General features: G+C 40.7%; 24 protein-coding genes and 1 other RNA gene. 16 read left to right on the top strand and 9 right to left on the bottom strand.

Annotation, left to right across the window (positions count from 1 at the left end; genetic code table 11):
- The first annotated feature begins 73 nt into the window (after positions 1–73).
- Entirely contained in the window at positions 74–700 is a 627-nt protein-coding gene (gene sspA / locus I6F41_RS02205) for a stringent starvation protein SspA (RefSeq protein WP_011329175.1), read from the top strand.
- Complete coding sequence (locus tag I6F41_RS02200) at positions 700–1,137, top strand: ClpXP protease specificity-enhancing factor (RefSeq protein ID WP_011329174.1); 438 nt, start codon at positions 700–702, stop codon at positions 1,135–1,137. Before sspA ends, I6F41_RS02200 begins: the two co-directional genes overlap by 1 nt.
- Before the next feature lie 265 nt (positions 1,138–1,402).
- On the opposite strand, the gene dolP is transcribed toward I6F41_RS02200, so the two are convergent.
- The 4 genes from dolP to I6F41_RS02180 are packed head-to-tail and all read right to left on the bottom strand — an operon-like array spanning position 1,403 to position 4,852.
- Positions 1,403–1,969: a division/outer membrane stress-associated lipid-binding lipoprotein gene (gene dolP / locus I6F41_RS02195; RefSeq protein WP_011329173.1), complete on the bottom strand. Its 567-nt coding sequence runs from the start codon at positions 1,967–1,969 to the stop codon at positions 1,403–1,405.
- A complete protein-coding gene (locus I6F41_RS02190) occupies positions 1,962–2,555 on the bottom strand; it encodes an SIS domain-containing protein (RefSeq protein WP_011329172.1) in 594 nt (197 codons plus the stop codon). The genes dolP and I6F41_RS02190 overlap by 8 nt, the downstream gene beginning before the upstream one ends.
- Before the next feature lie 34 nt (positions 2,556–2,589).
- A complete protein-coding gene (locus tag I6F41_RS02185; RefSeq protein ID WP_011329171.1) occupies positions 2,590–2,961 on the bottom strand; it encodes a YraN family protein in 372 nt (123 codons plus the stop codon).
- 13 nt (positions 2,962–2,974) lie between these two features.
- Entirely contained in the window at positions 2,975–4,852 is a 1,878-nt protein-coding gene (locus I6F41_RS02180) for a penicillin-binding protein activator (protein WP_182683927.1), read from the bottom strand.
- Between the two features lie 61 nt (positions 4,853–4,913).
- Here I6F41_RS02180 and rsmI point away from each other — a divergent pair, with 61 nt between their 5' ends.
- The gene (gene rsmI / locus I6F41_RS02175; RefSeq protein WP_086995415.1) at positions 4,914–5,771 is read left to right on the top strand and encodes a 16S rRNA (cytidine(1402)-2'-O)-methyltransferase; all 858 of its coding nucleotides are present in this window, start codon (positions 4,914–4,916) and stop codon (positions 5,769–5,771) included.
- 43 nt (positions 5,772–5,814) lie between these two features.
- Positions 5,815–6,193, top strand: an RNA gene (gene rnpB / locus I6F41_RS02170) — RNase P RNA component class A.
- Between the two features lie 109 nt (positions 6,194–6,302).
- Here rnpB and I6F41_RS02165 read toward each other — a convergent pair.
- Complete coding sequence (locus I6F41_RS02165; protein ID WP_011329168.1) at positions 6,303–7,382, bottom strand: mechanosensitive ion channel family protein; 1,080 nt, start codon at positions 7,380–7,382, stop codon at positions 6,303–6,305.
- Between the two features lie 114 nt (positions 7,383–7,496).
- Between I6F41_RS02165 and I6F41_RS02160 the strand changes: the two genes are divergently transcribed.
- Positions 7,497–8,456: a YihY/virulence factor BrkB family protein gene (locus tag I6F41_RS02160; protein WP_182683928.1), complete on the top strand. Its 960-nt coding sequence runs from the start codon at positions 7,497–7,499 to the stop codon at positions 8,454–8,456.
- A gap of 60 nt (positions 8,457–8,516) precedes the next feature.
- On the opposite strand, the gene I6F41_RS02155 is transcribed toward I6F41_RS02160, so the two are convergent.
- Positions 8,517–11,540: a bifunctional diguanylate cyclase/phosphodiesterase gene (locus I6F41_RS02155; protein ID WP_310736335.1), complete on the bottom strand. Its 3,024-nt coding sequence runs from the start codon at positions 11,538–11,540 to the stop codon at positions 8,517–8,519.
- Between the two features lie 348 nt (positions 11,541–11,888).
- Here I6F41_RS02155 and I6F41_RS02150 point away from each other — a divergent pair, with 348 nt between their 5' ends.
- Positions 11,889–12,731, top strand: a complete 843-nt coding sequence (locus I6F41_RS02150) for a pirin family protein (protein WP_086993251.1) — start codon at positions 11,889–11,891, stop codon at positions 12,729–12,731.
- A gap of 103 nt (positions 12,732–12,834) precedes the next feature.
- Here the strand turns inward: I6F41_RS02150 and I6F41_RS02145 are convergent, their stop codons facing one another.
- The 3 genes from I6F41_RS02145 to I6F41_RS02135 form a co-directional block, all read right to left on the bottom strand.
- Positions 12,835–13,077: a hypothetical protein gene (locus tag I6F41_RS02145; protein WP_011329164.1), complete on the bottom strand. Its 243-nt coding sequence runs from the start codon at positions 13,075–13,077 to the stop codon at positions 12,835–12,837.
- Positions 13,078–13,277: 200 nt separating this feature from the next.
- Complete coding sequence (locus I6F41_RS02140) at positions 13,278–13,733, bottom strand: hypothetical protein (protein ID WP_011329163.1); 456 nt, start codon at positions 13,731–13,733, stop codon at positions 13,278–13,280.
- Between the two features lie 6 nt (positions 13,734–13,739).
- Entirely contained in the window at positions 13,740–14,066 is a 327-nt protein-coding gene (locus tag I6F41_RS02135) for a hypothetical protein (RefSeq protein ID WP_011329162.1), read from the bottom strand.
- A gap of 493 nt (positions 14,067–14,559) precedes the next feature.
- On the opposite strand from I6F41_RS02135, the gene mraZ reads away from it, so the two are divergent.
- The 10 genes from mraZ to murG are packed head-to-tail and all read left to right on the top strand — an operon-like array spanning position 14,560 to position 25,640.
- Positions 14,560–15,018: a division/cell wall cluster transcriptional repressor MraZ gene (gene mraZ, locus I6F41_RS02130; protein WP_011329161.1), complete on the top strand. Its 459-nt coding sequence runs from the start codon at positions 14,560–14,562 to the stop codon at positions 15,016–15,018.
- A gap of 28 nt (positions 15,019–15,046) precedes the next feature.
- Positions 15,047–15,985, top strand: a complete 939-nt coding sequence (gene rsmH, locus I6F41_RS02125; RefSeq protein ID WP_089368734.1) for a 16S rRNA (cytosine(1402)-N(4))-methyltransferase RsmH — start codon at positions 15,047–15,049, stop codon at positions 15,983–15,985.
- Entirely contained in the window at positions 15,982–16,308 is a 327-nt protein-coding gene (gene ftsL, locus I6F41_RS02120) for a cell division protein FtsL (RefSeq protein WP_086993255.1), read from the top strand. Before rsmH ends, ftsL begins: the two co-directional genes overlap by 4 nt.
- A complete protein-coding gene (locus tag I6F41_RS02115; RefSeq protein ID WP_182676487.1) occupies positions 16,305–18,122 on the top strand; it encodes a penicillin-binding transpeptidase domain-containing protein in 1,818 nt (605 codons plus the stop codon). The genes ftsL and I6F41_RS02115 overlap by 4 nt, the downstream gene beginning before the upstream one ends.
- Positions 18,115–19,593 (top strand): UDP-N-acetylmuramoyl-L-alanyl-D-glutamate--2,6-diaminopimelate ligase, encoded by a 1,479-nt coding sequence (murE, locus tag I6F41_RS02110; RefSeq protein WP_182683929.1) that lies wholly within the window; start codon positions 18,115–18,117, stop codon positions 19,591–19,593. The genes I6F41_RS02115 and murE overlap by 8 nt, the downstream gene beginning before the upstream one ends.
- Complete coding sequence (locus I6F41_RS02105) at positions 19,590–20,972, top strand: UDP-N-acetylmuramoyl-tripeptide--D-alanyl-D-alanine ligase (protein WP_011329156.1); 1,383 nt, start codon at positions 19,590–19,592, stop codon at positions 20,970–20,972. Before murE ends, I6F41_RS02105 begins: the two co-directional genes overlap by 4 nt.
- A complete protein-coding gene (gene mraY / locus I6F41_RS02100) occupies positions 20,972–22,054 on the top strand; it encodes a phospho-N-acetylmuramoyl-pentapeptide-transferase (protein ID WP_011329155.1) in 1,083 nt (360 codons plus the stop codon). The genes I6F41_RS02105 and mraY overlap by 1 nt, the downstream gene beginning before the upstream one ends.
- Positions 22,055–23,395 carry a UDP-N-acetylmuramoyl-L-alanine--D-glutamate ligase gene (gene murD / locus I6F41_RS02095; RefSeq protein WP_182683930.1) on the top strand — a complete coding sequence of 447 codons (1,341 nt, stop codon included), beginning with the start codon at positions 22,055–22,057 and terminating at the stop codon, positions 23,393–23,395.
- Entirely contained in the window at positions 23,392–24,567 is a 1,176-nt protein-coding gene (gene ftsW, locus I6F41_RS02090) for a cell division protein FtsW (protein ID WP_041454565.1), read from the top strand. The genes murD and ftsW overlap by 4 nt, the downstream gene beginning before the upstream one ends.
- Positions 24,564–25,640 carry an undecaprenyldiphospho-muramoylpentapeptide beta-N-acetylglucosaminyltransferase gene (murG, locus tag I6F41_RS02085; protein WP_086993258.1) on the top strand — a complete coding sequence of 359 codons (1,077 nt, stop codon included), beginning with the start codon at positions 24,564–24,566 and terminating at the stop codon, positions 25,638–25,640. The genes ftsW and murG overlap by 4 nt, the downstream gene beginning before the upstream one ends.
- Positions 25,641–25,642: the final 2 nt, after the last annotated feature.

Raw genomic sequence — 25,642 nt, 5'->3', positions numbered from 1 at the left:
ACATGTTTAAAGGTAATTTTGCAATAGGGGCTTAAGCCCCTATTGCTGTTTTAGTTATTTAATGGAGGTAGGCATGGCCGTAGCTGCCAATAAGCGCCCTGTAATGACCCTTTTTTCTGGTGCTAACTGTATGTATAGCCACCAAGTACGCATTGTACTTGCTGAAAAAGGTGTAAGTGTAGATATTCATTTGGCTGAAAAAGATAACCTGCCAGAGGCACTTCACGAAATTAACCCTTACGGTACAGTGCCAACACTGATTGACCGTGAGCTTGGTTTATATCAGGCAAATATCATCATGGAATACCTTGATGAACGTTTCCCTCATCCTCCACTAATGCCTGTTTACCCGGTAATGCGTGGCCGTAGCCGTTTAATGATGCACCGTATTGATACTGATTGGTACAGCCTAGCTGACAAAATCACTAACAACGCACCAGATGCTGCTCAAGCTCGTAAAGAGCTAACAGAAGCATTGCTTGCGGTTGCAGCAATCTTTAGCGAAGCACCTTACTTTATGAGTGAAGAGTTTAGCTTAGTAGATTGTTATCTTGCTCCACTATTATGGCGTTTACCTGAATTTGGTATTGAGCTTAACGGTGCAGGTTCTAAAGAGCTTAAAGAGTATATGATCCGCTTATTTGAGCGTGAATCATTCCAAGCTTCTTTAACTGAAACTGAGCGTGAGATCCGTTTATAATGACGCCTAATCGTCCTTATTTATTACGCGCTTTTTTTGATTGGATTGTTGATAACGAATGCACGCCACATTTAGTGGTTGACGCTGATTACCCTGCAGTACAAGTGCCAACACAGTTTGTGCAAGATGGACAAATTGTATTAAACATAAGTCCTTCAGCGGTAACCCAGTTTTCGTTAGATAATGAGCAACTTAGCTTTAGCGCGCGGTTTGGTGGTCAGCCAATGCAAGTGTATGTGCCTTTAAGGGCTGTACTTGCAATATACGCGCGTGAAAATGGCGAGGGTACGGTCTTTACAGCAGATGAGTTTTTAGAGGACGAAGACGATTTTGCTCCAGATTTTGAAAGTGTTGATTCATCAGCAAATTATGTTGACGAAACACCACCAGAAAAGCCTGAAAAGAAAAAAGGTTCGCATTTACGTGTTATAAAATAATACATTTTATAATTTGTTAATGGTAAAAGAAAAACCGCTAATAAGCGGTTTTTTTATGTCTGTATAAAAGTAAAAGGTTTTAGGTATTAGGTAAAGATTAAGCCAAGCACAAAGTTTCGCTTAAGGCTTTATGCCTTAAAGTTTGCGGGAGTGGGCTGCGAGAAGTGGGTTAAGGTTGATTGTTGTAACGGCGGGTTTTCCCACCGGTATAAAAAACCTTGCAGTGTTAACTACAAGGCTTTTATATTCATCGAACCAGCTATCTTTACAAATATTCAAATACTTTAATTACGCGCTCAACACCCGATACATTACGCGCAATATTTACTGCTTGCTCTGCTTCTGCGTCAGAAACTAAACCCATCAAAAATACTTCGGCATTTTCAGTCACTACTTTAATATTATTACTACTAATATTTTTAGCGGTTAATAGCTGTGCTTTTACTTTTGAGGTTAACCAAGAGTCATGAGTTTGGGTAGTCACCCCAATATTTGAACCAATACGAATTTGGTTATGTATTTTTCGAATGCCAGCAACACTCTCAATGGCTCTATTAGCTTCGTTTTTCATTTCTTCATTGGCAACTTGGCCAACTAATAAAACAATGCCATTAACGCTTACAGCGCTAATATGAGCAAATTTATGCAAGCGATCTACTTCACTAATTGCAATGCTAGCTTTTATTTCAATATTGCTGTCATCGATCTGAGAGCCAATTGTGCGACGATCGTTTGCAGCTGTTATTGCACTAGCAGTACCAGCAACCACTGCGGCTGCACACCCTTGCAGTAATACAACCGTGCCTAAAATAATAAGGGAGCGTTTAAACATAATTTTCATCCTGCGGGAAAAGCGTTAAATCAACCAGTTCACTTAAACAATGTAAGTTAACTAAATGCGACTCAATAATACGGCTTGGGCGTTTAGAAGGCGTTCTAATCTCAACATCATTAGGGCCAAGTAAACCAACTAGCTCACCGCCGTCATCACCAACCATAACTATGACCTTCATATCCTTAGTTAGTGCCGCCTCTACCGCTGAAATAATTTGTTTTTCATTACCATTAATAGCCAGTGCCAGCAGTAAGTCACCTTGTTGAGCAAAGGCACGTACTTGACGAGCAAACGTGTCGTAATCGTCAACCTGAGTACTTTGCCCTAAGTTAATACTCTCTTGCGATAACGCAATAGCTGGCAGGCAAGGGCGCTCGGTTTCATAATGATTAACTAAAACACCTGCCATGTGTTGAGCAAGCATATGGCAGTTAGCTGTACCGCAACAAATAAGCTTATTGCCGTTGATCAGGCTTTGAGCAATGGTAAAAGCGGCTGACTCTAATGCACTGGGTAATACCTCACCCGCTGCTATTTGTACCTGAATGCTTTCTGTAAAAATTTCTTTAATTGTGTCTTGCATAGAATACCAACAATTTATACCTAGTTCTTTGTTTTTAAAATACGTTTTTGAGCCAGTTAATATGCATAGACGGCTCTCCAGTGATTGCTACATAATCGATTCTTAACGGCTGATTTGTTAGGTTTTTAGCGGCTAAGTAATGATAAATACTGCGTTTTAAGCGTGCTTGTTTTTGTATACTTAATGCGTAATTAGCGCCGCCGCGAGCGTGGTTTTTACGAAACTTAACTTCCACAAAAACCAAAGTGTTACCGTCTTTCATAATTACATCAAGTTCGCCAAAGGGGCAGTAATAGTTACGCTCAATTGCTGTTAACCCTTGAGAAACTAAATACTTTTGTGCCTGGAGCTCATAATACTGGCCTTTTTCACGACTGTTTTGCCACAGCTGTTTAAACCAAGACATGTCGCCCCCTTAGTTATTCGGTAATGTATAAGTCACTGGCTGATTGCATAAATAATGGCACTGGGCGTTGTGTTTTTAGTTGCACAGCCTTAATCCGACGATTGGTATATTGTGCCCAGTCTAATGTGCGTTCAATATGCCCGCTGGTATTAACCGAGAGCTTACCACTTAAACCGCTAAACTGATTCCCAGGGGAAAGACTTAGTTGTTTAATGTCATGCAATATAGTTACTGCATCGTAGGCCATAGCAAATAAACGCTGGCTTATATCGGCGTGCTCTGGCCACAATGTTTCGTATTGCTGGCGAAGATTATGCTGTTTAATTTGCGACTTTAACATCCAAGGAAGTTCGGTAAAGTATAAGCCATCTAAGTCGCCTTTATCGGTACGATCAATTTGGCTACTATGGCTTTTAGAACTAGCATAAAGCGGGATCCTATCAGCAAATGTACTTACATTAACGTCTAAATACGGCTTTATTAAACGGGTTTCTATTGCATCGCCTAAAATATAAATAGCGTCTATATCGCTGCGCGAGCGTGTTTCGTTTTCGACTTCTTGCTTAAATAAAGTTTTAACGGTTTTGATCCGCTCTTTACTTTTATCAACTTCAAGTAAGCTGGTAATCGTATCAGGCATGTCTTGATTACTGTTATAAAAGCCAATTTGTGGTTTGGTTTCGCTATAGCGTTGCCACTGCAGGTTAAAGTAATCAACCAAACGCTGCCCGTTTGCATTATTAGGCGCAAGTAACATAGGCTTTTGGTAGCCCTGAGCTAAAAAGTGCTCTAATGCTTGTTGTACTTCATGCTCGGGATTAAGGGCAAAAAAGTAGTGCTGTAACGAAAGCCGCTCACCATCAAAGGTATTTAAATGCATAGTAGGTATGTCTATAAGCACTTGCGCATTAGCAAGTTTATCTATATTCGCTTTTAACAGTGGACCAACAACAAAGTCGGGTTTTATTTGCGCTATTTTAGCCGTAATTTCATCAACATCACTGTTTTCATCAATAAAAATGGTTTCATTAATGCTTTGCTGATCAAGTGCTGCGAGCACGCCGGCTTTAAGTGCATCACCTAAGCGTTCATTAGCACCAGATTGCGGCAGTAGTACAACTAAACGCTCTATTATTACAGGCGTTAAGTCATTCACTAACTCATCTTGTTTAGATAAAACTACTTTAGCAGGGTGCCCGGGGTAGCGTCTCAACCAATTATTAATAGCTTGGTCAAGTTCAACGGCACTGCCAGCATAAACTTGATGGTACAAAGCAAGGTTAACCCAACCTTGTTGAATAACCGACCCTCTGTTAAAGCGTTCAAGTGTATAAGAGGAAAGCTTTTTTAAGTTATCCCATAAGTTTTGGTTTAGCTGTGCAATATCAATATTGTTTTTAGTAGCAGACTCAGACGCTGCAAAAAAGTAAGGGGCTGCGCGTTTCGCAAAGTCTTGCGATGCATACACACTGGCGGTTAAAAATTGATGCCAGGCAAAATGTTCAGGCTGTTTAAGTTGACCATCTAAAGACTGCAAAATAACTAACGCTTGAGCGTTTTTATTTTGCTGCTTTTGCGCAAACGCAATATAAAGACGATTTTGAATCTGATCAACACTTGGGGTTAATTCTAACTCACCGCATACCTTTTCTAATAACGACCAACTTTGCTCATTCACTGCAGCATCGCGGGCACTATAAAGTAGCTGTATTTTATCGGCACCTTGGCGGTTTTGCGCCAATTGGTAGATAGATAACGCACTATTAGCTTGGTTTTTTAGTGCATTGGCACTGTTACTGAAGTTATCACTGTTTTTAGTTGGTTTTTCGGTTGTGCTACACGCCGATAACCCTGACAATATAATTAATAGACTAACTAGTTTAAGTCGCACAATGATTTCCCAATACGTTAACGCGATTTGCTTATATTACTGACTGACGCAGGAGACCTCAATGTTAAATGAGGAGAATTCACAGAAAATTGGCACTCTTTACATTGTAGCCACCCCAATTGGCAATTATGACGACTTAAGTCAGCGTGCAATCGCGACATTATCGCAAGTTGACTTAATCGCTGCTGAAGACACACGCCATACTGGCAAGCTACTTAGCCACTTTGGTATCAAGGCTAAAACCTTTGCTTTACACGATCATAACGAAAAGCAAAAAGCACAACAAATTATCGACCAACTCAATCAAGGCTTAAATATAGCCTTAGTATCAGACGCAGGCACACCTTTGATCAGCGATCCTGGCTATGCGGTGGTTAATTTATGCCGCGAGCAAGGCGCACATGTTACACCCATTCCTGGAGCATGCGCTGCAATAACCGCTGTATGCTGTTCTGGCTTACCAACTGATCGCTTTCAATTTGTTGGTTTTACACCAGCAAAAAGTAAAGCACGCCAAGAATTTTTTATTGATGCAGTTAATTCTGGCATTACTAGCATAATGTATGAAAGTACCCATCGTATTATGGCAAGCCTTGATGACTTAGCCGAGGCACTTGGCGATGATCAGCAAGTGGTGTTTGCTAAAGAGCTGACTAAAACCTTTGAAACATTTTTTAATGGCAGTGTGAGTGAGTTAAAAGCATTTTTAACTAACGATCCTACCAAGCAGCGCGGCGAAATAGTACTCATGTTGCCGGGTAAACCTAAGCTAATAGACGACGTACCGCCTGAAGCGCGTAAAATGCTAGCGCTGCTTGAAAGCGAAATGCCAATGAAAAAAGCCTGCGGTATTGTAGCCGATTACTTTGGTATGAAAAAAAATGCGCTGTATAAAACAATAATTGACGAAAAAGGGTAAATCTTTACTGCGCTTGGCATTATCCTCAGGTATAATCCGCGCCGAGTTAGCCAAGATAATCGCTGCCTGTGACGAAAATGATCAGGGGGAGGAAAGTCCGGGCTCCATAGGGCAGAGTGCCAGTTAACGGCTGGGGGGCGCGAGCCCACGACAAGTGCAGCAGAGAGAAGACCGCCAATCTTCGGATTGGTAAGGGTGAAAGGGTGCGGTAAGAGCGCACCGGGCCGCTAGTAATAGTCGGTTGCAAGGTAAACTCCACTCGGAGCAAGACCAAATAGGGTTCTATCATTTTAAATAATGAACGCGTGGCCCACGTCAGAACCGGGTAGGTTGCTTGAGCCATAGAGCGATTTATGGCCTAGACGAATGATTATCACTTTCTTCGGAAAGGACAGAACCCGGCTTATACGGCTAACTCACTCATTCAATAAAAAGCCCGCAGTGCAAACTGCGGGCTTTTTTGTGTCTAAAATAAAAGTAGGCTCGATATAACCTGATACGACCTTATAAAACTAGCTCCCTGATTTTTAACTAGATAATATTTTTACCTTGCTCGGGATCGCGGGATTGATCTGCTTGCTCGCGTATTTCATCGGTGTCGCTACTTACGTCATCTAAGTTTTTGGCTTGAGCTTGTGTTTCTGATACTTTTTTAGTTGGCGCTATAGGCTCACTTTTTTCTGGGGTTACAGCTTCAAGGTTAGGATCGCTAAGTATAATGCGTTCTCTGGCATCGTCTGGCATGCTGATGTTATGACTAGTAAATTCGTTTACTAATTCTCGCATTAGCTGTGAGGCCACTTTAGCGGTACTGAACTGCTCGCTATTAACCCAAAAAAATAACGTAAAGTTAATTGTTGATGAGCCTAGGTTTTTAATTAATACCTGCGCAGGTGGATCGGTTAATACTGCGTTTTGTTGGTTTGCAATTGTGAGGGCTAGGGTTTGTGCGCTGCGTATATCGTTATCATACCCTATGCCTATTTCTACTTTGCCGCGCATTTTAGGGTTGGCAGTGAGGTTTTTAATAATATTTTTGTACACAGTGGCATTAGGTATTTGAATATGGTTACCGTCGTAGTCAACTAAAGTGGTTGCGCGAGCGGTTACTTTTTTAACTATGCCGAGGCGGCCTTCTACCTCAATTACATCATCTATTTTAAAAGGGCGTTGTATGCTTAATAATAAACTAGCTATAAAATTTTCGGCAATATCTCTAAATGCAAAACCGAGAATAAGCCCTATCAAACCTGTGCCACTCATTATAGCTACGGCAAACTGTGTCAGCCCAGCTAAACGTAAAAACAAGTAAATACCCAATAGTAGGATTAAAATACTTATACTTCGCCTTATAACCAGATGAATAAGTGCACTATCGGTTAAATATTCAATAGGTTTAATTAATAGGCGTGATAACGGCCTGGCAAGGATGTAACTTATTACAACTATAATAATCCCTAAAAATAGGGTGGGTAAGGTTTGCACTACTACATGTAGGAATTGCATGCTTTGCTCTTGCAAAAACGCCCACGACAATACATCGGCTTTAATGCTTGGAGTAGCAGGGGCTGCATTAACTGCAGTTATAATGTTATTTAAAGCACTGAGCATGGGGGTTATCCGTGTTAAATCATCTTTATAAACAATAATAGCAAGTTTAATACCAAGCGCATTGGTGTTGGCAAACATTTTGCTCTCTTACTGCTATATAACAAAGGAGTTAAAATGAGCGATGTAAAACGTGGTCAAGATGCACAGCAACCAGTAAATATTCCGTTGCTTGGTTGGTGGGATATTACTAAGCGTATTTTTACTCAAATGAGTCGTGATAATTTATCGTTAGTGGCCGCTGGCGTGGCATTTTATGCGTTACTGGCTATTTTTCCAGCGCTTGCTGCACTTGTATCTATTTATGCCTATTTTGCATCACCTACAGATATAGGGGCGCATTTAAGTCAGGTAATTGAGCTGCTACCAGAGAGTACCGGAGAGTTAATTTTGTCGCAAATAGCCAGTATCGCCCAAAGCTCAAGTACTAGCTTGAGTTTGAGCGCAATTGGCACATTAATATTAACTATTTGGAGTAGTTCAAAGGGCAGCCAAGCATTAATTACAGCCTGTAATATAAGTTATCAGGAATATGAAAAACGCTCATTTTTTAAAGCACAACTTGTACGCTTTCTGTTTTCGATTGGCGCTATTGTAGTGGCTATTTTTGCGCTGTTAATTATTGGTATTTTACCGGTAGTACTTAATTTAGTGGGATTAAAAGAAAATATAGATTTACTCATCACGTTTATTTCATGGCCATTATTAGCATTTACTTTTAACTTTGCCTTAGTGCTTTTATACCGTTACGCGCCGCATCGTAAACCTGCTAAATGGCGTTGGATCACCTTAGGATCTGTTATTGCGACAATTTTATGGATAGTCGCTTCAATTGGTTTTTCATTTTATGTATCGAAATTTGCCAGTTATAACGAAACTTATGGCTCGTTAGGTGGGGTGGTTATTATGCTGATGTGGCTATATATTAGTGCTTATATTGTAATTTTAGGGGCGACAATTAATGCTGCCTCAGAGCAACAAACTGCAATAGATAGTACAATAGGCCCAGATAAAAAAAGAGGTGAGCGCGGAGCCTATGTTGCCGATCATCTTGATGTGAAAGAGCCTAATAGGTAAGTAACTTTACAAGTACTCATAATAGAGTACTTGGGTAATGTTTGGTGCCTAACGCTGTGGTTATTTTAGTGCAATGATTTGGCTTGTGGTTAGTAAGCTCATAAACTGCTCTTTAGGTAAGGGTTTTGAAAATAAATAGCCCTGCCCATAGTCGCAACCAGCTTCAAGTAACAGTTGCATTTGCTGTTTGGTTTCTATTCCTTCAGCAATTACTTTTAACCCTAACTGATGCGCCATAACGATAATGGTTTCGCACAATACCAGCTCCTGGCTACCTTTATTAATGTTATCAACAAAGCGTTTATCTATTTTAAGGTAGTCGGTATCCATTTCTTGTAAGTAAGCGAGAGAAGAGTAACCGGTGCCAAAATCATCAAGGGCTAATTGCATTCCCGACTGAACCAGTGCCTTTAAACGGCTTTGTGTTAAAGCCTCAGGGTTGACCATTAAGCCTTCTGTTATTTCAGCAACAATTGATGATGCAGGCAGGTTTGCTGCATTAAGCATAGCTCCCCACTCATCTATCCCGCTATCTGGGGTAGATAGCTGTATTGGCGATACATTAACGCTCAGCTGAAAATCATTGGTTATGTGTGCTTTTATATCATTGAGTGTTTGTAATGCTTGGGAGAAAACAAATTGCCCAAGTATATTTATTTGTCGGGTTTCCTCAGCTAACGGAATAAAGTCAGCAGGGCTTATTAAGCCTTTTTCAGGGTGACGCCAACGAATTAATCCTTCAGCTTTGTGTACGTGCAAGTCTTTTAGGCAGACGATAGGTTGATAAAACAATTCAAACTGCTCAAGCTCTATTGCTGTTCGTAATTCTTTAAGTAGCAGCATGCGCATTTGCGCTTTTTCGCGCATGTCATGGGAGAAAAATTCAAAACCATTACGGCCATTAACTTTTGCTTTATACATTGCTTGATCGGCTGCTTTGAGTATCTGCTCAGTATTTTCGCCATCATTAGGGGCTGAGGCAATACCTATACTGGCACTAATAAACAACTCTTCGTTTTCAATATAAATAGCCGATGACAAGCTAAGTAAAATATTTTCAGCTATTTGCTTTAGATGCTGTTCTTTAATTTTACTAAATACGATTACAAATTCGTCGCCGCCAATGCGGGCAACAAACTCGGCATTTTTTGCTGACTCTAAAATACGCTGCGACACAAATTTAAGTAAAGCATCACCATAATGGTGCCCTAAAGTGTCGTTAACGTCTTTAAAGTGATCTATGTCGAGCAACATAATAACCAGTTGCTCGGCATTATTTTCTACACGCGTAAAACATTCATTTAAACGTTTTTTTAACTCTAATCGATTCGGTAAGTCAGTAAGGTGATCAAAGTGAGCTTGTTTCCAAATAAGCGCATCGGCTTGTTTTTTTTCTGTTAAGTCTGTAAATATGGCTATACGACGAACCGGCATGTTATTGTCATCATACACAGTATCTATAGTTAACCATTCCACGTAAAGCTCACCATTTTTACGGCGATTAATAATTTCTCCCTGCCAACGCCCCGTGCTTGTTAGTTCTGCCCACAGAGCCTGATAAAATGTCTTATCGTGCTTGCCAGAGGACAAAACACTGATCGTTTTATTAATTACTTCTTCTTTAGAAAAAAGCGTGGTTTTACTAAAAGCAGGGTTAACATCGAATATAATGCCATTTTCATCGGTTATAGCCATTCCTTCACTACTGTTACCGTACACAAGCGCCGCTAAGTGTAGGGCTTCTTCATTTTGTTTGCGCTGGGTTATATCGCGTAGCACTACTACAAACTCATGGTTAGTTTGCATTGGGTTTATTCTGGCTTCAAAGTTTTTAATATCAGTTTGGCTTTGCAAGGTAAACTCTAAGTTACTTGAGTTATTTGAAGTTGAAGTAGGGAGGTTATTGAGAATTAGCTGTGCATTACGCTCAGTAACAAAACTAGCTAAAGTTAAGTTGTTTACCGATTGCGTAACATCAGGAATATTAAATGAGCCCCCAATATTAGAAACATCACCTTTGTTATTAATCTTTAAGTAACTATCTGGCAGTGCACTTAATAAACTGGTTAACTCATCGTGTTTATTTTTAAGGTTAGCCTCAGTAGCTAAGCGAGTTTCAGCCATTATTTTAAAGCGTTGATATAAAACCTTGAGTTCGGGGCTGTTAGGAGTGTCATTTTGCTCAGATGGCATAACGCCATTTGCTAAGCTGTCGGTTGCTTTAGTTAGATTATTAATAGGTGTAAAAATACTTACTTTTAGTAGTTTGTAGGCAATAAATGTTAGCAGTAATAAAAAGGTTATAAATACAGTTAAAGAGATTATAAAGTTATGATTTATTTGTGCTAAAACATCGGTGACGGGTAAACCAATATAAATATCTAAGTTGTTATTATGTGGATCGTTATAAAGAGTTGAGCGAGAAAAAATACGGGTAACACCTTGCTCATCTGTAATAAAATGAGAATCAGCCTGCATCGACTCCACATAATTTTGGGCAATACTATTACCTATTAAAGCAGTGTTTTTGGGGTAGTGAGCTAAAATATTAGTGTTAGAGTCAACAATGGCAACTAACGATCCATCAGGTAAGTTAATTTCATTTATTGCTGCATTCCACCAATCTAAGGCAATTACTATGACAATAACGCCTTTGGTAACCCCAGCGGTATTTTTTAACGACAGCGCAAAATTCACCGTTGTTGTTTGTAAACTTCGATCTAGCTGAAAATAGCCTACAGATAACATGTCGCTATTTAATGCATTTTTAAAATAATCTCTATCTGCAATATTTATATTTGTTACTTGCCCCGATGTGACGCAACTAACATTCCCCTGCAAGTCAATCATGCCAATATTAGCAACATTATTGTAGAGTGACTTAAATAGCTCAAAATAGTTAGGACAGGTGGTTAGCAGCTCATCATGCTTGCTTTCTTGTTGTGCGATATAGCGCGCTAAACGCTCAATATCATCAAGCATATTTTTTTGTTGTAATGAAAAACGGTTGGCAATATTGGTTGCTTGTAGCTCACTTTGCTTAATTGAATAGTTACGTTCTAGTAATAACGTAAAAATGATCACAGCGACCCCAGGAATGCTAAATAAAATAAGCAAACGGTACAGCTGATTTTTAAGTGAAGTGGTAAAAATAATAATGCCTTAATAGAGATTTACGCCAAAAATAATTGTAGCTAACTTTTTGTTTAATAACCATATAAATAATAAGGATTAAAGTGTTACTTATTAAACAAAAATCAGCTGTAATAACTACTTTAACAGCAAGTCATTTAATAATGGTTATAGCAAACTGTAATGTTTTAGAATAAAAACTAAAATTCGTTTAAAAAGAATAAATGGTACGAATTAAACATATATACGTAAATTTTCAGTGTGATTAAATAGTGTTATCTACTTTATTGGAGCAATAAAATGAAAGTAATTAAACAACTAAGTGCGCACGCAACCCAAGATGGTGATGGCGTTAATATTAGTAGAATTCCCGGTTTTGATGGCAAGCACCTAGATCCCTTTTTAATGATTGACGAACTAAAGTCAGATAATAAAAACGATTACATTGGCGGTTTTCCTGCGCATCCTCATCGTGGTATGGAAACCTTTACCTATATTATTAAAGGTGGCTTTGAACACCGTGACCAAATGGGTAATAAAAAGGCCATAAAAGCAGGCGATGTACAATGGATGAGTACAGGTAAAGGGGTAATGCATAGTGAAATGCCATTGGCAGATGCCAATGAAGGGTTACATGGTTTTCAGATATGGATCAATATGCCCAGTGCAGAAAAAATGCGCGCACCAATTTACCAAGATACAACAGCGCACCCTGCGCCAGTTGCCACCAATGATAATGGAGTAACACTTAAAGCATTGGCAGGCACATGGCAGTTTGCCGATCAGGCTTTAACATCAAGCCTACAAACGCTCGCTGCAAATGCCGCTTTAGCTGATGTAACTTTACCTGCAGGACAGCGTTTTGAGTTGCCACCACTGAGCCAGCAAAAAGTGATGCTATATATTCATACCGGTTCGTTAACTACGCAAGCAGGTAACGTTATTGCAGCAAAACAGCTGTTAATACTAGAACCAGGTAGTGACATTGACTTATATACAGAGCAAGGAGCAGGTGTGCTTATTTTAGCTGGTGATGAGCTTCAACAACCAATTGCTCACATGGGGCCATTTGTGATGACCACTGAAGCTGAAATTCAGCAAGCTATTCGTGATTATCAAAACGGTGAGTTTGGTAATATTTAGAATCGCCGATTTATGATCAATGATCAATTAAGCCGCTTAACAAAGGCTAAAGCTATCAATTAGTGTTGCGCTATTATTTATTGCGCGGCACTGGTTTTATCCATTAAGCTAATAATCTTGCTAGCCAAGCATATTTTTTGATTAAACCAGATTTAGTACTACTAGCCTGCACAACAGCACCGGCTAAAAATGCGCTTGAAATACCAACTTTGGTAACCGCAAAGCGTTTTAATCTGTACTTAAACGCCATGTGATGTTGGCGTTTTAATTCACTTTGTAAATCCATTTGTTTACTAAGATTATTCACCGCTTTGTTTGGCGACTGAATTAAATAGTTAACCAGCATTGTTATCTCCTTGAAGGTTAAATAACCTGAATTTTGGATAATAAATCTATCTCAAACAGCTACTTTAAGCGCTAACTGCGTTGAATTTACTTGCAATAGGCCAGCTATTGACGCGTCAATTCGTCTTGTTTTCACTGAAAGTTTCTGGCTAGAGAAAATAAATATAAACATAGCTATGATTCAATACGTTAGTAAATCTTTTAACCAGAGTTCAGGTTAAATAACTGTTTTAAGCTACGTAATGTTTTACTAAAGCCAATTTTGTTACTTAAATAAATAGCACTTTTCCAAAGCCAAATTAAGCCTATAACTTGTAGTAAAGTTGCGGTTGCTATACTTAGCCATACAGAGGCAAATAACTCATAAACTCCAAAGCCAATTGCGCCCAATAAAACAATCCACAACAAAATCAAACCGCTGGCAAAACAACCCAAAAGTATAGTAATGAGTGCAAGTGATCTGAGCGACAAATGCCACTCAGCTTTTGCTAATTGTTTGGTAAGTTTGCCTTGCGTTTTGTAGTCATCCTTAATTTGCTCAGAATAGGCTAAAAGCTTAGCAATATGATCTTGCCAATCTTCCTTTTGGCTCGCGTCTTGGGCCGTTTGATTTTGAGCGTCACCATCCTTGGTCGCTGTTGTTTGTGGATTATTCATCATTGTTTACTTACGACGAAACAATGCAGTTACTAGCATACCTGCGGCAAATGCAATTCCAGCTGTTGCTAATGGGTTCTCTGCTGCAAGGGTGCGTGTTTTAGATGTATATTCACCTAGTTTTTCACGGGCAATGAGTTGCTTTTCACTCAGTGTTTCAGCAGAGCTAGTTGCCCCTTTTCTTACGCTGCTCTCTGCTACGGCTGCTTTACTAGAAAGTGCATCTACTGCGTCGTGTGCAGCCGATGTTGCTTTTTCTGTAAAGGGTGCTTCGTTAACTTCAGGTTTAGTCGCTGTAGTTGTTGATGTTTTAGTATTTGTTGCAGTAGCCATAATCAATCCTTAATAAAAATAAAGTTAAAAAAATTTATTGGTAAGTATACAGCTGCAATGATCAAACCAACTTTAAAATAACTTTAACTACATGATTTATATTAATATATGTGTTTTACGGTTGGCCAGCTTTAACTTGAGTCGTAACAATTGCCATATAATTGAGTAAATTTTACAAATGGCTAAATCATGCCTTAAAATTTGTAATTGTTCACTGGTTATTCAGTAAGCAAAAAGTGTAAACGAAAGGTTACTTAAAATGATAAGGAAAAATCTCACCACGAATTCCATTTTTTCCCACTTAATTCAATCGCTTTACGCTAAGCCTTATTTTTTCTAGCTTTGAGACGCGTTAAAGGAAGCCTGATTACTTGACAAAAAGCCTTGTCAAGCCCTAAACTGGAGCACTGTGGTAAAAAGTGGTTTATAGTGGATCAAAATGGATCGGGTTAATCAAAAGTGTTGATTAAAACAATTTTAAAGTAGGCTTTTTATGTTTCGTGGCGCAAGTTCGCTGAGTTTGGATGATAAAGGACGTTTTGCGGTACCCACTAAGTACCGAGACGATCTATTGTCTGAAGATCAGGGAACGGTTATTTGTACCGTCGCATTAAATGAGCCGTGTTTATGGTTATATCCATTGGCACAATGGCAAGAAATAGAAAGCCGCCTAGCAAAAATATCTAATATGAACCCACGAGCCCGTCGTATGCAGCGCATGTTGCTGGGTAATGCTACTGAATATCAACTTGATAAAAATGGCCGGATTTTGCTAGCGCCTTCGTTGCGCGCCCATGCAGATCTTGGCAAAAAAATCATGCTAGTTGGTTTAATGAATAAATTTGAAATATGGGATGAAGCGCGTTGGCATCAGCAAATGCGCCAAGATACAGAGCTTGAAAGGCTTGGTGATTTTGAACCACACCCAGATTTAGATAATTTCACACTCTAACGGCACAATAAAAGGCAAACAATAGCTAATGACAGCACAATTTGAACACGTATCCGTGCTTATGGACGAAACCATAGATGCACTTGCAATTAAGCCAGACGGTATATACATGGATGGCACTTTTGGACGTGGCGGTCATTCAGGTCAAATATTAGCGCGCCTTGGTAGTGAAGGTCGCCTACAGGCCATAGATCAAGATCCACAAGCAATTAAATCGGCTGAAAAATTTGCAGATGATCCACGCTTTGCAATTGCTCATACACGCTTTTCAAACCTATACGATGTGGCTGAGCAGAACGATCTGATTGGCAAAGTTGATGGCATTTTACTTGATATTGGCGTGTCGTCGCCACAGCTTGACGATGCACTGCGTGGCTTTAGCTTTATGAAAGATGGCCCGCTGGATATGCGCATGGATCCAACCACAGGGCGCAGTGCTGCACAGTGGCTGGCCGAAGCTGAACTTGACGATATTACCCATGTTATTAAAAAACTAGGTGAAGAAAAGTTTGGTAAGCGCATTGCGCACAAAGTGCTGGAAGTTCGCGAACATACGCCAATTACCACCACTAAGCAGCTTGCCGACTTGGTAGATGAAGCGGTACCGGTTAAAGATAAATTTAAACACCCAGCTACACGAACTTTTCAGGCTATTCGCATTTATATAAATAGTGAATTAGAAGAAATTCAAACAGCATTACAATCTGCGATTAAAGTTCTTAAGCCAGGTGGTCGCTTAGTTGTTATTTCGTTCCACTCTTTAGAGGATCGTATTGTAAAACAATTTATTAGAAAGCAAAGCCGTGGCGAGACGCTACCTCGAGGTTTACCTTTAACTGACGCACAAATAAATCAAAATTTGACATTAAAAGCTGTGGGTAAAGCCATTAAGCCAAGCGCTGCAGAAGTAGAGCGTAACCCACGTTCACGTAGCTCTGTACTTAGGATTGCGCAGAGGCTGGGATGAGGAAAAAAGCGAGCTATCGTCAACCTAATTTATTTTTTGAAATAATTAAAGGCCTAGGTGCTAATAAGCTTACCTCGGCCTTATTGGTTGTGATACTCGCTTCTAGTTTAACTTTGGTGCAAATAACGCACCTTGCGCGAGGGCAACTTATCGAGCAAGACTCGTTACTGCAACAACGCGACGAATTAGATTTAGAGTGGCGTTACTTATTAGTAGAAGAAGAGTTTTACTCTCAGCATGCACGCATTGAAGAAGTTGCTATATCGCAGTTAAAAATGAAACGGCCAACCAGCCAAGATGAGCAGGTGATAATACTACAATGAGAACTCGCGGCAAAAAACCGGTTAATAATTTAATCACATGGCGCTTTACTTTAGTTTGCGCAGTGGTGTTTTTAGTGTTTGTAACACTGGTAGCCCGTGCTGCTTATTTGCAAATATTAGAACCAGATAAAGCCCGCTCAGAAAGCGATAAGCGTACGGTGCGAGTTGAAAAACTGCATGTACAACGAGGCATGATATTTGACCGCAATGGTAAAGAATTAGCGGTAAGTGTACCTGTAGTGAGTGTGTATGCAGACCCCAAAGCACTGCACAAATCATTGGTATCTAAAGTACTAAGGCAAGCACGTAAAAATGGTGAAGATCACCAAGCATTAGCAGAAAATGCTGCTGAGCTAGATAAGCGTACTGCACTTTATTATAAAAACGATTTGCGCTGGCGTGAGCTTGCCGATGTTTTACGTTTAGAACCTAAAAAAATAAACTCACGCTTGCTAAACGATCCAACGCGCCGCTTTGTATATTTAAAGCGTCAAGTAACCCCCGCAGTGGCAAATTACATTGGTGATTTACGCCTACCAGGCATTCATTTACTCGACGAGTCAAAACGCTATTATCCCGCAGGCGAAGTAACTGCGCATATTATTGGCTTCACAAATATTGATGGTAAGGGTATTGAAGGCATAGAAAAGCTTTACGAAAATGCCCTTACAGGTGAAGAAGGCCGTCGTACAATTCGTAAAGACGCCCAAGGCCGTGAAGTTGCAGTACTTGACGAGCGAGAGCGTGTAGAGCCCGAAAGCATTCACTTAAGTATTGATCAGCGCATTCAAGGTATTGCTTACAAAGCGCTAAAATCGGCAGTGCTTACTTATAAAGCCACATCTGGCTCTGCCATGGTGGTAGATGTTAAAACCGGCGAAGTATTGGCTATGGTAAATAGCCCATCGTTTAATCCTAATAATTTAAATGACGCTGCCCCGCATAAGCGCCGTAACCGTGCTATTACAGATTTGTTTGAACCAGGTTCAACCGTTAAGCCTCTAGCCATTTTAGCTGGGCTAGACTACGGCGCAATTAAGGCCGATGACACCATTGACACCTACCCAGGTTGGATGCGATTAGGCGGCAGCTTAGTACAAGATACCCGTAACCACGGTGAGATGACGCTGCGCGAAATTTTAAAATATTCCTCAAATATGGGCGTTGCTAAAGTAACTCAGTTGGTACCCAAAGATTATTTAGTGGGATTATTTCAAAAGGTAGGATTTGGATCGGATTCTGGCACCGGTATGGTGGGTGAAAGCAGTGGGTTGTTTTATCCAAATCGCCGTTGGTCTGACTTCGAAATTGCTACATTATCATTTGGTTATGCTATTGCGGTAAGTACCGCGCAAATGGCACGTTTTTACACCATGTTAGGCGCAGGCGGAATTAATCGGCCATTAACCATTTTAAAGCAAGATGACATCCCTGAGGGGGAGCGTGTTTTTAAACAAAAAGACGTAGAAGCGGTTGTACACATGATGGAAAGTGTATTTGAAAAAGACGGTACAGCGCGCAGAATTAACGTAGATGGTTATCGCGCTGCTGGTAAAACAGGTACTTCTAAAAAAGCAGCTGTTGGTGGCTACGGTGACGAATATGTAGGCTACTTTGCCGGTATTGCACCTGCAAGTAATCCTAGATTAGCAGTGGTAGTGATGATTAACGAACCCGGCGGCGATGTGTACTATGGAGGTGCCACTGCTGGCCCTGCATTTGCAGAAATCGTCTCTAACGCATTAAGAATATTAAACGTAGCGCCCGATAAGGAAGAGGTAGCGTACGTAAAAGGTAAAGAGAACGATGCGTGATTTAAAAGCAATTTTAAAATATATAGAGATAGATGCCCCCTCGCAGCAGGTAGGGCACCTACGCCTTGATAGCCGGGAAGTAACGCCCTGTGATGTATTTGTGGCAATTAAAGGTCATCAATTAGATGGCGGACAATTTATTGCGAAGGCAATTGAAAATGGCGCGGTTGCAATTATTGCCGACAGATTATGCGAATTTGAAACTAGTTTTGAGCCACTTTACTTAGTGTCAGAGCTGACTAAAAAGCTCCCTGAGCTGGCGAGTCGCTTTTACCAGCAGCCAAGCCACATGCTTGATTTAATTGGTGTGACAGGTACAAACGGTAAATCGACCACCACGGCTATGATCGCTCATTTAGCGCAGTTTTGTAACAGCCAGTCGGCCATTATTGGCACCTTAGGCTATGGTCATCCAGATAATCTAACACCACTAATAAATACCACGCCATCGTCGGTTGATTTACAACGAATTTTAAATGATTTAAAGCAGCAAAATACCAAGCTAGTGGCGATGGAAGTGTCATCCCACGGATTAGTACAGCAGCGGGTTGCACAGTGTCAATTTAAAGCGGCGGTATTTACTAATTTATCGCGCGATCACCTCGACTACCATGGTGACATGGCGCGTTATGGTGATGCTAAGCTAATGTTGTTTAAAGACTTTGAGCCTGAACTTGTGGTTCTTAATCAAGATGATGGACAAACAGAACAGTGGCTCGAAAAATACAGCTTTAACAGTTTAGTGTGTTACGGGCGAAAAAACTTACCACCTAAAAATGCACAGTTTGTGTACTTTTCAGACGTTACTTATTCAGCGCAAGGCATAGCAGCACAATTAACTACAAGCTGGGGCGATATTGCTATAAAGTCGCCGTTATTTGGCGAATTTAATTTATATAATTTAACTGCGGCACTTGCAACTTTATTGGGGCTAGGTTATCCGCTAGCACAATTAATTGCAGGCTGTGCGCAATTGCAACCGGTAGCCGGACGCATGCAAGCATTTAGCGCCAAAGGCAAGCCAACCTGTATTGTTGATTACGCTCACACACCCGAGGCGCTTGCGCTTGCGCTGCAAGCATTACAGCAGCATGTACCTGGTGGAGTAAGTTGTGTATTTGGTTGTGGTGGCGACCGCGATAAAGGCAAGCGGGCATTAATGGCACAAGCGGCAGAGCAAAATGCGGATAAGGTTATTATTACCAGTGATAATCCACGTTCAGAAAATCCTGACGCCATTATTGCCGATGTAGCACAAGGTTTAGCGCAGCCAACAAAAGCTTATTTAGAGGCCGATAGAGCAACAGCTATTAGTTACGCTATAAGCAATGCCAAAGCAGACGAGGTTATTCTTATTGCTGGTAAAGGCCATGAAGACTATCAAATAATAGGTGATCAGCGCATCGATTTTTGCGATCGCCGTTACGTACAACAACAACTAAAAAAAGCAGTAAGAGGGACTCAAGCATGATCCCGATGGATTTTGATTGGCTAGCTAACGTGCTGGCAACCGATTATCAAGGTGATAATCAACCAGTGCTAAATATAAATACAGATACTCGCAGCATTTGCAGTGGTGAAGTGTTTTTAGCACTAAAAGGGCCAAATTTTGATGGTCATAAATTTATTGCCCAAGCAAAACAAAATGGCGCGATTGGCGTTATTGTGCAGCACAAAGTTGATGTTGATATTCCACAGTTTATAGTTGCCGATACCCGTTTAGCATTGGGAATTATAGGCGGCGCAGTAATGGCGCAAGTAGCCCCTAAAACTATTGCCATTACTGGCAGCGTTGGCAAAACCACTGTAAAAGAAATGTGCGCTGCAATTTTATCTGTGCATGGTGATGTACTAGCCACTAAAGGTAATTTTAATAACGATATTGGCGTACCGCTAACCTTGTTACGCTTAGAGCCGCAACACCGTTTTGCCGTTATAGAGTTGGGTGCAAATCATTTAGGTGAAATTGCTTATACCACCGCTATGACCAAACCCGATGTTGCTGTGGTATGTAATGTAGCCGCCGCTCACTTAGAAGGTTTTGGCAGCTTAATGGGTGTGGCTAAAGCCAAAGGCGAAATTTTTGATGGGCTTAAAGATGATGGCGTTGCCATTGTTAATTGCGACAGTGAGTTTAGCCAATATTGGCTAGATAAACTCGATGGCCGTAAAGTAACGCGTTTTTCGAGCAGTGAAAAACTCGATATTTGGGCTGAAAATATTAGCCTAGATGAAAATGCTCGCGCTAGCTTTACCCTATGCACTAAAAACGCACAAATACCGGTTAAGCTTGCGCTACCAGGTAAGCATAATATTAGTAATGCACTTATTGCAGCAGCACTAACCAGTGAGTTTGATGTCACCCTTGAGGATATAGCCAATGCGCTGGCAACCATGGGAGATGTAAAAGGCCGCGTTAATTTAATTAATGTTTCAGACTTATTAACTGTGGTTGATGATACCTATAACGCCAATGTTAAATCGGTTAAAGCCGCCATTGATTTACTAAGTGACATGCAAGGGCATCGTATTTTAGCACTGGGCGACATGGGTGAACTTGGCGAAGAAGCACGTCAATATCATCAAGAAGTAGGCGAATATGCATTAGAGCAAGGCATCAATGAGCTGTTTACTTTAGGTGTATTAAGTCGCTATGCCAGTGATGTGTATGGCCTGCCAAATAGGCACTTTTCAAACCGTGAGCAAATGCTGCAACAAATTCAAACAAGTATTAAAAAAGTAGATAAAAAAACCACCATAGTCGTGAAGGGATCACGCAGTTCTCGCATGGAGCTTTTAGTAACCGATTTAGTTAATGGCCAGCAACAAGCCATCAATGGAGTATTTTAATGTTAGTTTGGCTGGCAGAGTATTTAACCCAATATTACACGGGCTTTAATGTTTTTTCGTACTTAACCCTACGTGCGATTTTAGGGATTTTAACCGCATTAATGATGTCGCTTTATTTAGGGCCTAAGTTAATTCGCGCTTTGCAACGTATGCAAATAGGGCAAACAGTGCGCGATGACGGTCCACAATCGCATTTATCAAAATCGGGAACACCTACTATGGGTGGCTTACTGATTTTAGCGGCTATTTTTACCAGTACCTTATTATGGGCCGATTTATCAAATAAATATGTTTGGGCAACGTTATTTGTTATTGGCTCGTTAGGAGTGGTTGGCTTTGTGGATGACTACCGAAAAGTTATTCGTAAAGACCCTAAAGGTTTAATTGCTAAGTGGAAGTATTTTTGGCAATCAGTTATAGCCTTAGTTGTTGCTTGTGCATTATTTTTTACCAGCACTCAAGCCAATGAAACTTCGTTAGTTGTACCATTTTTTAAAGATGTATTACCGCAACTAGGCTTGTTTTACATTGTTATTACCTACTTTGCGTTAGTAGGAACATCAAACGCGGTAAACCTTACCGATGGACTTGATGGCCTTGCCATAGTACCCACTATTTTAGTGGCAGCAGCACTGGCAATTATTGCTTACTTAACTGGTAATGTGAATTTTTCGAATTACTTACATATTCCATATTTACCGCTGGCCAGTGAGCTTGTTGTGGTATGTACCGCAATAGTAGGCGCAGGGCTGGGCTTTTTATGGTTTAACACTTACCCAGCGCAAGTATTTATGGGCGATGTAGGCTCATTAGCATTAGGCGGTGCATTGGGTATTATTGCCGTATTAGTTCGCCAAGAGTTACTGCTTATTATTATGGGGGGGGTATTTGTAATGGAAGCCTTGTCGGTTATTTTACAAGTAGGCTCGTATAAATTACGCGGGCAACGAATTTTTAGAATGGCGCCTATCCATCATCATTACGAATTAAAAGGTTGGCCAGAGCCGCGGGTTATTGTGCGCTTTTGGATTATTTCAATCGTGCTAGTGTTAGCTGGCCTTGCGACGTTAAAGATTCGATAAATGCGATACTTAAGTGAGATAAAAAACAAACAAATAACAGTGCTCGGACTCGGTGTAACCGGTCTGGGCATTGTGCGTTTTTTAGTGTCTCAGGGTTTAACACCAACCGTGGTTGATAGCCGAATAAACCCACCGGGAATTGATTGGCTAAAACAAAATACGCCAACCTTAACTACCCGTTTTGGTGATTTGGACAGTGCCGATCTTTGCGCCAGCGATATGATCATTATTAGCCCAGGCCTTAGCTTAACAATTCCAGCAATTGCTAAAGCTATAAACGCAGGCGTTGAAGTGATTGGTGATGTTGAGTTGTTTGCCCGCATCAATACTAAACCTGTGGTTGCTGTTACGGGATCTAATGGTAAATCCACAGTAGTCACACTGGCGCAGCAGGTATTACTTGCTGCTGGCTATAAAGCAGCATTAGGTGGCAACATTGGCACCGCAGTGCTTGATTTACTACAAAGTGATTTAAGTAACAACGACGTTGATGTGTACGTATTGGAGTTGTCTAGTTTTCAGCTAGATACCACAACAAGTTTACAGCCAATTAGCGCCACCGTGCTGAATGTTTCAGAGGATCACCTCGATCGTTACGCCAGTTATCAAGCTTATATAGATTCCAAGCTGAGTATTTATAATAACGCAGCTTTAGTGATAACCAATGCAGACGACGAAGCCACGCATAGTAAAGCAAAATCCCAATTAAGTTTTGGTGCTAACCAGGGCGATTACAGCCTAGGCGAATATCAGCAACAAACATATTTTATGCAGGCTAACAAAGCCTTTTTACCAGTAACTAGCTTGGCAGTAGTAGGCAAGCACAATTTTTTAAATGCTCTTGCGGTAATGGCGCTACTTAGCCCGTTTAATATTAGTAAAACACAATACAGTACAGCATTTAGCCAATTCAATGGCCTTGCACACCGCTGTCAGTTTGTTGCTGAACGTGCTGGAGTTAAATACTTTAATGACTCTAAAGCCACTAATGTGGGGGCTACTATTGCTGCAATAGATAGCCTTGCAACTAATGGTCAACAATTAATAGTTATTGCTGGTGGGGATGCAAAAGGGGCCGATTTAAACGCCCTTACACCTTACTTACAGCAGCATGTTAAAGCGCTAATTTGCTTTGGAAAAGATGCCAAAGATTTAATGGCATTAACCAATAAAAGCCATTTAACCAATAATATGAGCGAAGCGGTAACACTGGCTAAGCAATTAAGCGAGCCCGGTAATATTGTGTTACTTGCCCCAGCTTGTGCCAGTATTGATATGTACAATAACTACATGCAACGCGGCGATGACTTTATACAATGTGTTATGGCGGAACAGCCATGATGGCCTTTGCCGATATTAAAGAAGCACTAACGCCCAAGCCTTCGGCGCAGCTCTACGATGTACCATTATTGTATTGCATGCTGATGTTAATGGGGGTGGGTTTTGTCATGGTTACCAGTGCATCTATGCCTACAGCAGACAGATTATTTGGTAATATTTATCATTTTACTATTCGGCACGGTATATTTTTAGCTTTGTCGTTTTGTTTATTTTGGATCACCACTTCAGTGCCTATGAGCTGGTGGAAAAAAGCGAATCCGTACTTGTTGTTAGTGGGTTTAGGCTTATTACTTATAGTGCTTATTGTTGGCCGAGAAGTAAACGGTTCAACTCGTTGGATACCCATAGGGCCGTTTAACATTCAGGCATCTGAGCTGGCTAAGCTATTCTTTTTTAGTTATATATCAGGTTATTTGGTGCGTAAACGTAGCGAAGTCCAAGAAAACATAAAAGGTTTTATTAAGCCAATACTAGTATTTGCGGCTTATGCAGGATTAATTTTAATGCAGCCTGACTTAGGTACTGTGGTCGTTATGTTTGTAACTACCGTGGGTTTATTGTTTTTAGCTGGAGCCAAACTTTGGCAGTTTTTTGTATTAATTCTAACCGGTGTTGCCTTGGTTATCGGGCTAATAGTGCTAGAACCATACCGTATGGCGCGGGTTATTGGCTTTTTAGAACCGTGGGACGATCCATTTGGCAAAGGGTATCAGTTAGTGCAATCGTTAATGGCTTACAGTCAAGGTGATTGGTTTGGCCAAGGCCTAGGTAACAGCGTACAAAAGCTACAATACTTACCCGAGGCGCATACCGATTTTATTTTTGCGGTAATAGCCGAAGAGCTTGGTTTTGTTGGTGTATCGAGCATATTAATAGTATTAGGCACCTTAGTGTTTAGAGCCTTACTAATTGGCCAAAATGCGCTTAAAAATGGTAAAGAATACGAAGGCTATTTAGCGTTGGCAATAGGTATTTGGTTTGCTTTTCAAACCATGGTGAACGTAGGCGCAAGTGCGGGTATTTTACCTACTAAAGGGTTAACACTGCCGTTTATTTCTTACGGTGGGTCGAGTTTACTCATGATGACAATTGCTGCTGGTATTTTATTACGTGTTGATTTTGAAACTAAAATGGCGACCAAACAAGCCACGTCAGGTGGAGCTAAGCGATGAGTAAAAAGTGTGTTGTAGTTGCCGGTGGTACTGGCGGACATATATTTCCGGGTATTGCTGTGGCCGACTACTTAAAGCAGCAAGGCTGGCAAGTAAGTTGGATAGGCACTCCCGATAGAATGGAAGCAACGGTTGTTCCTAAGCATAATATTGATATCAATTTTATTAATGTAAAAGGCGTACGTGGTAACGGAATAAAGCGTCTTATTAAAGCCCCATTCATGGTGCTTAATGCAATATTACAAGCGCGTAAAGTATTGAAAAGCGAAAAGCCCGATGTGGTACTCGCTATGGGCGGTTATGTAACTGGCCCAACAGGTATTGCAGCTAAAAGTTTAGGTATTCCGCTGGTGATCCATGAGCAAAATGCCATTGCCGGTATGAGCAATAAGTGGCTTGCTAAGTTTGCTAATCGGGTATTGGCGGCTTTTCCAAGTGCATTTGCTACAGGGCAAGCCGAGTTAGTTGGTAATCCAGTGCGAGAAAGCGTGGCAAATATTGCAGTGCGAGAAGTATCAAGCCCAATTAATATTTTAGTGGTAGGCGGCTCATTAGGAGCGCAAGTACTTAATACAACTTTGCCTGCTGCGTTTGCAGAGCTGGGTAATACCAATGCTATAAGTGTTTGGCACCAAACGGGTAAAGGGCACTTAGGCAGTGTTGAAGCTGCTTATAAGTCGCATAAATTTAGCACTGAAAATACAAAAGTAGCTGAATTTATAGATGATATAGACACAGCTTACGGCTGGGCTGATATTGTTATTTGCCGCTCGGGCGCGCTCACTGTGAGTGAAATTGCCGCTGCTGGTAAAATGGCAGTGTTTGTTCCTTTTCCGCATGCGGTGGACGACCATCAAACAGCTAACGCACAGTATTTAGTTGTGGCAAATGGTGCATTACTAATGCCACAAGGGCAGTTTAATCAACAATCAATTGTTGCGCTTTTAAGCCCATATTTAGCTAAACCTTCATTAATTAAAGAAATGGCGGCAAATGCAAAACAGCAAGCCATTTTAGATGCCACAGCAAGCGTAGCTATGCACTGTGAGCAAGTAACCAATAAGAGAGCATAAGT

Origin of the sequence: Pseudoalteromonas sp. SCQQ13 (assembly GCF_015864415.1) — a bacterium.
GTDB lineage: Bacteria > Pseudomonadota > Gammaproteobacteria > Enterobacterales > Alteromonadaceae > Pseudoalteromonas > Pseudoalteromonas nigrifaciens.
This window is presented reverse-complemented; position numbering and strand designations above follow the sequence as displayed.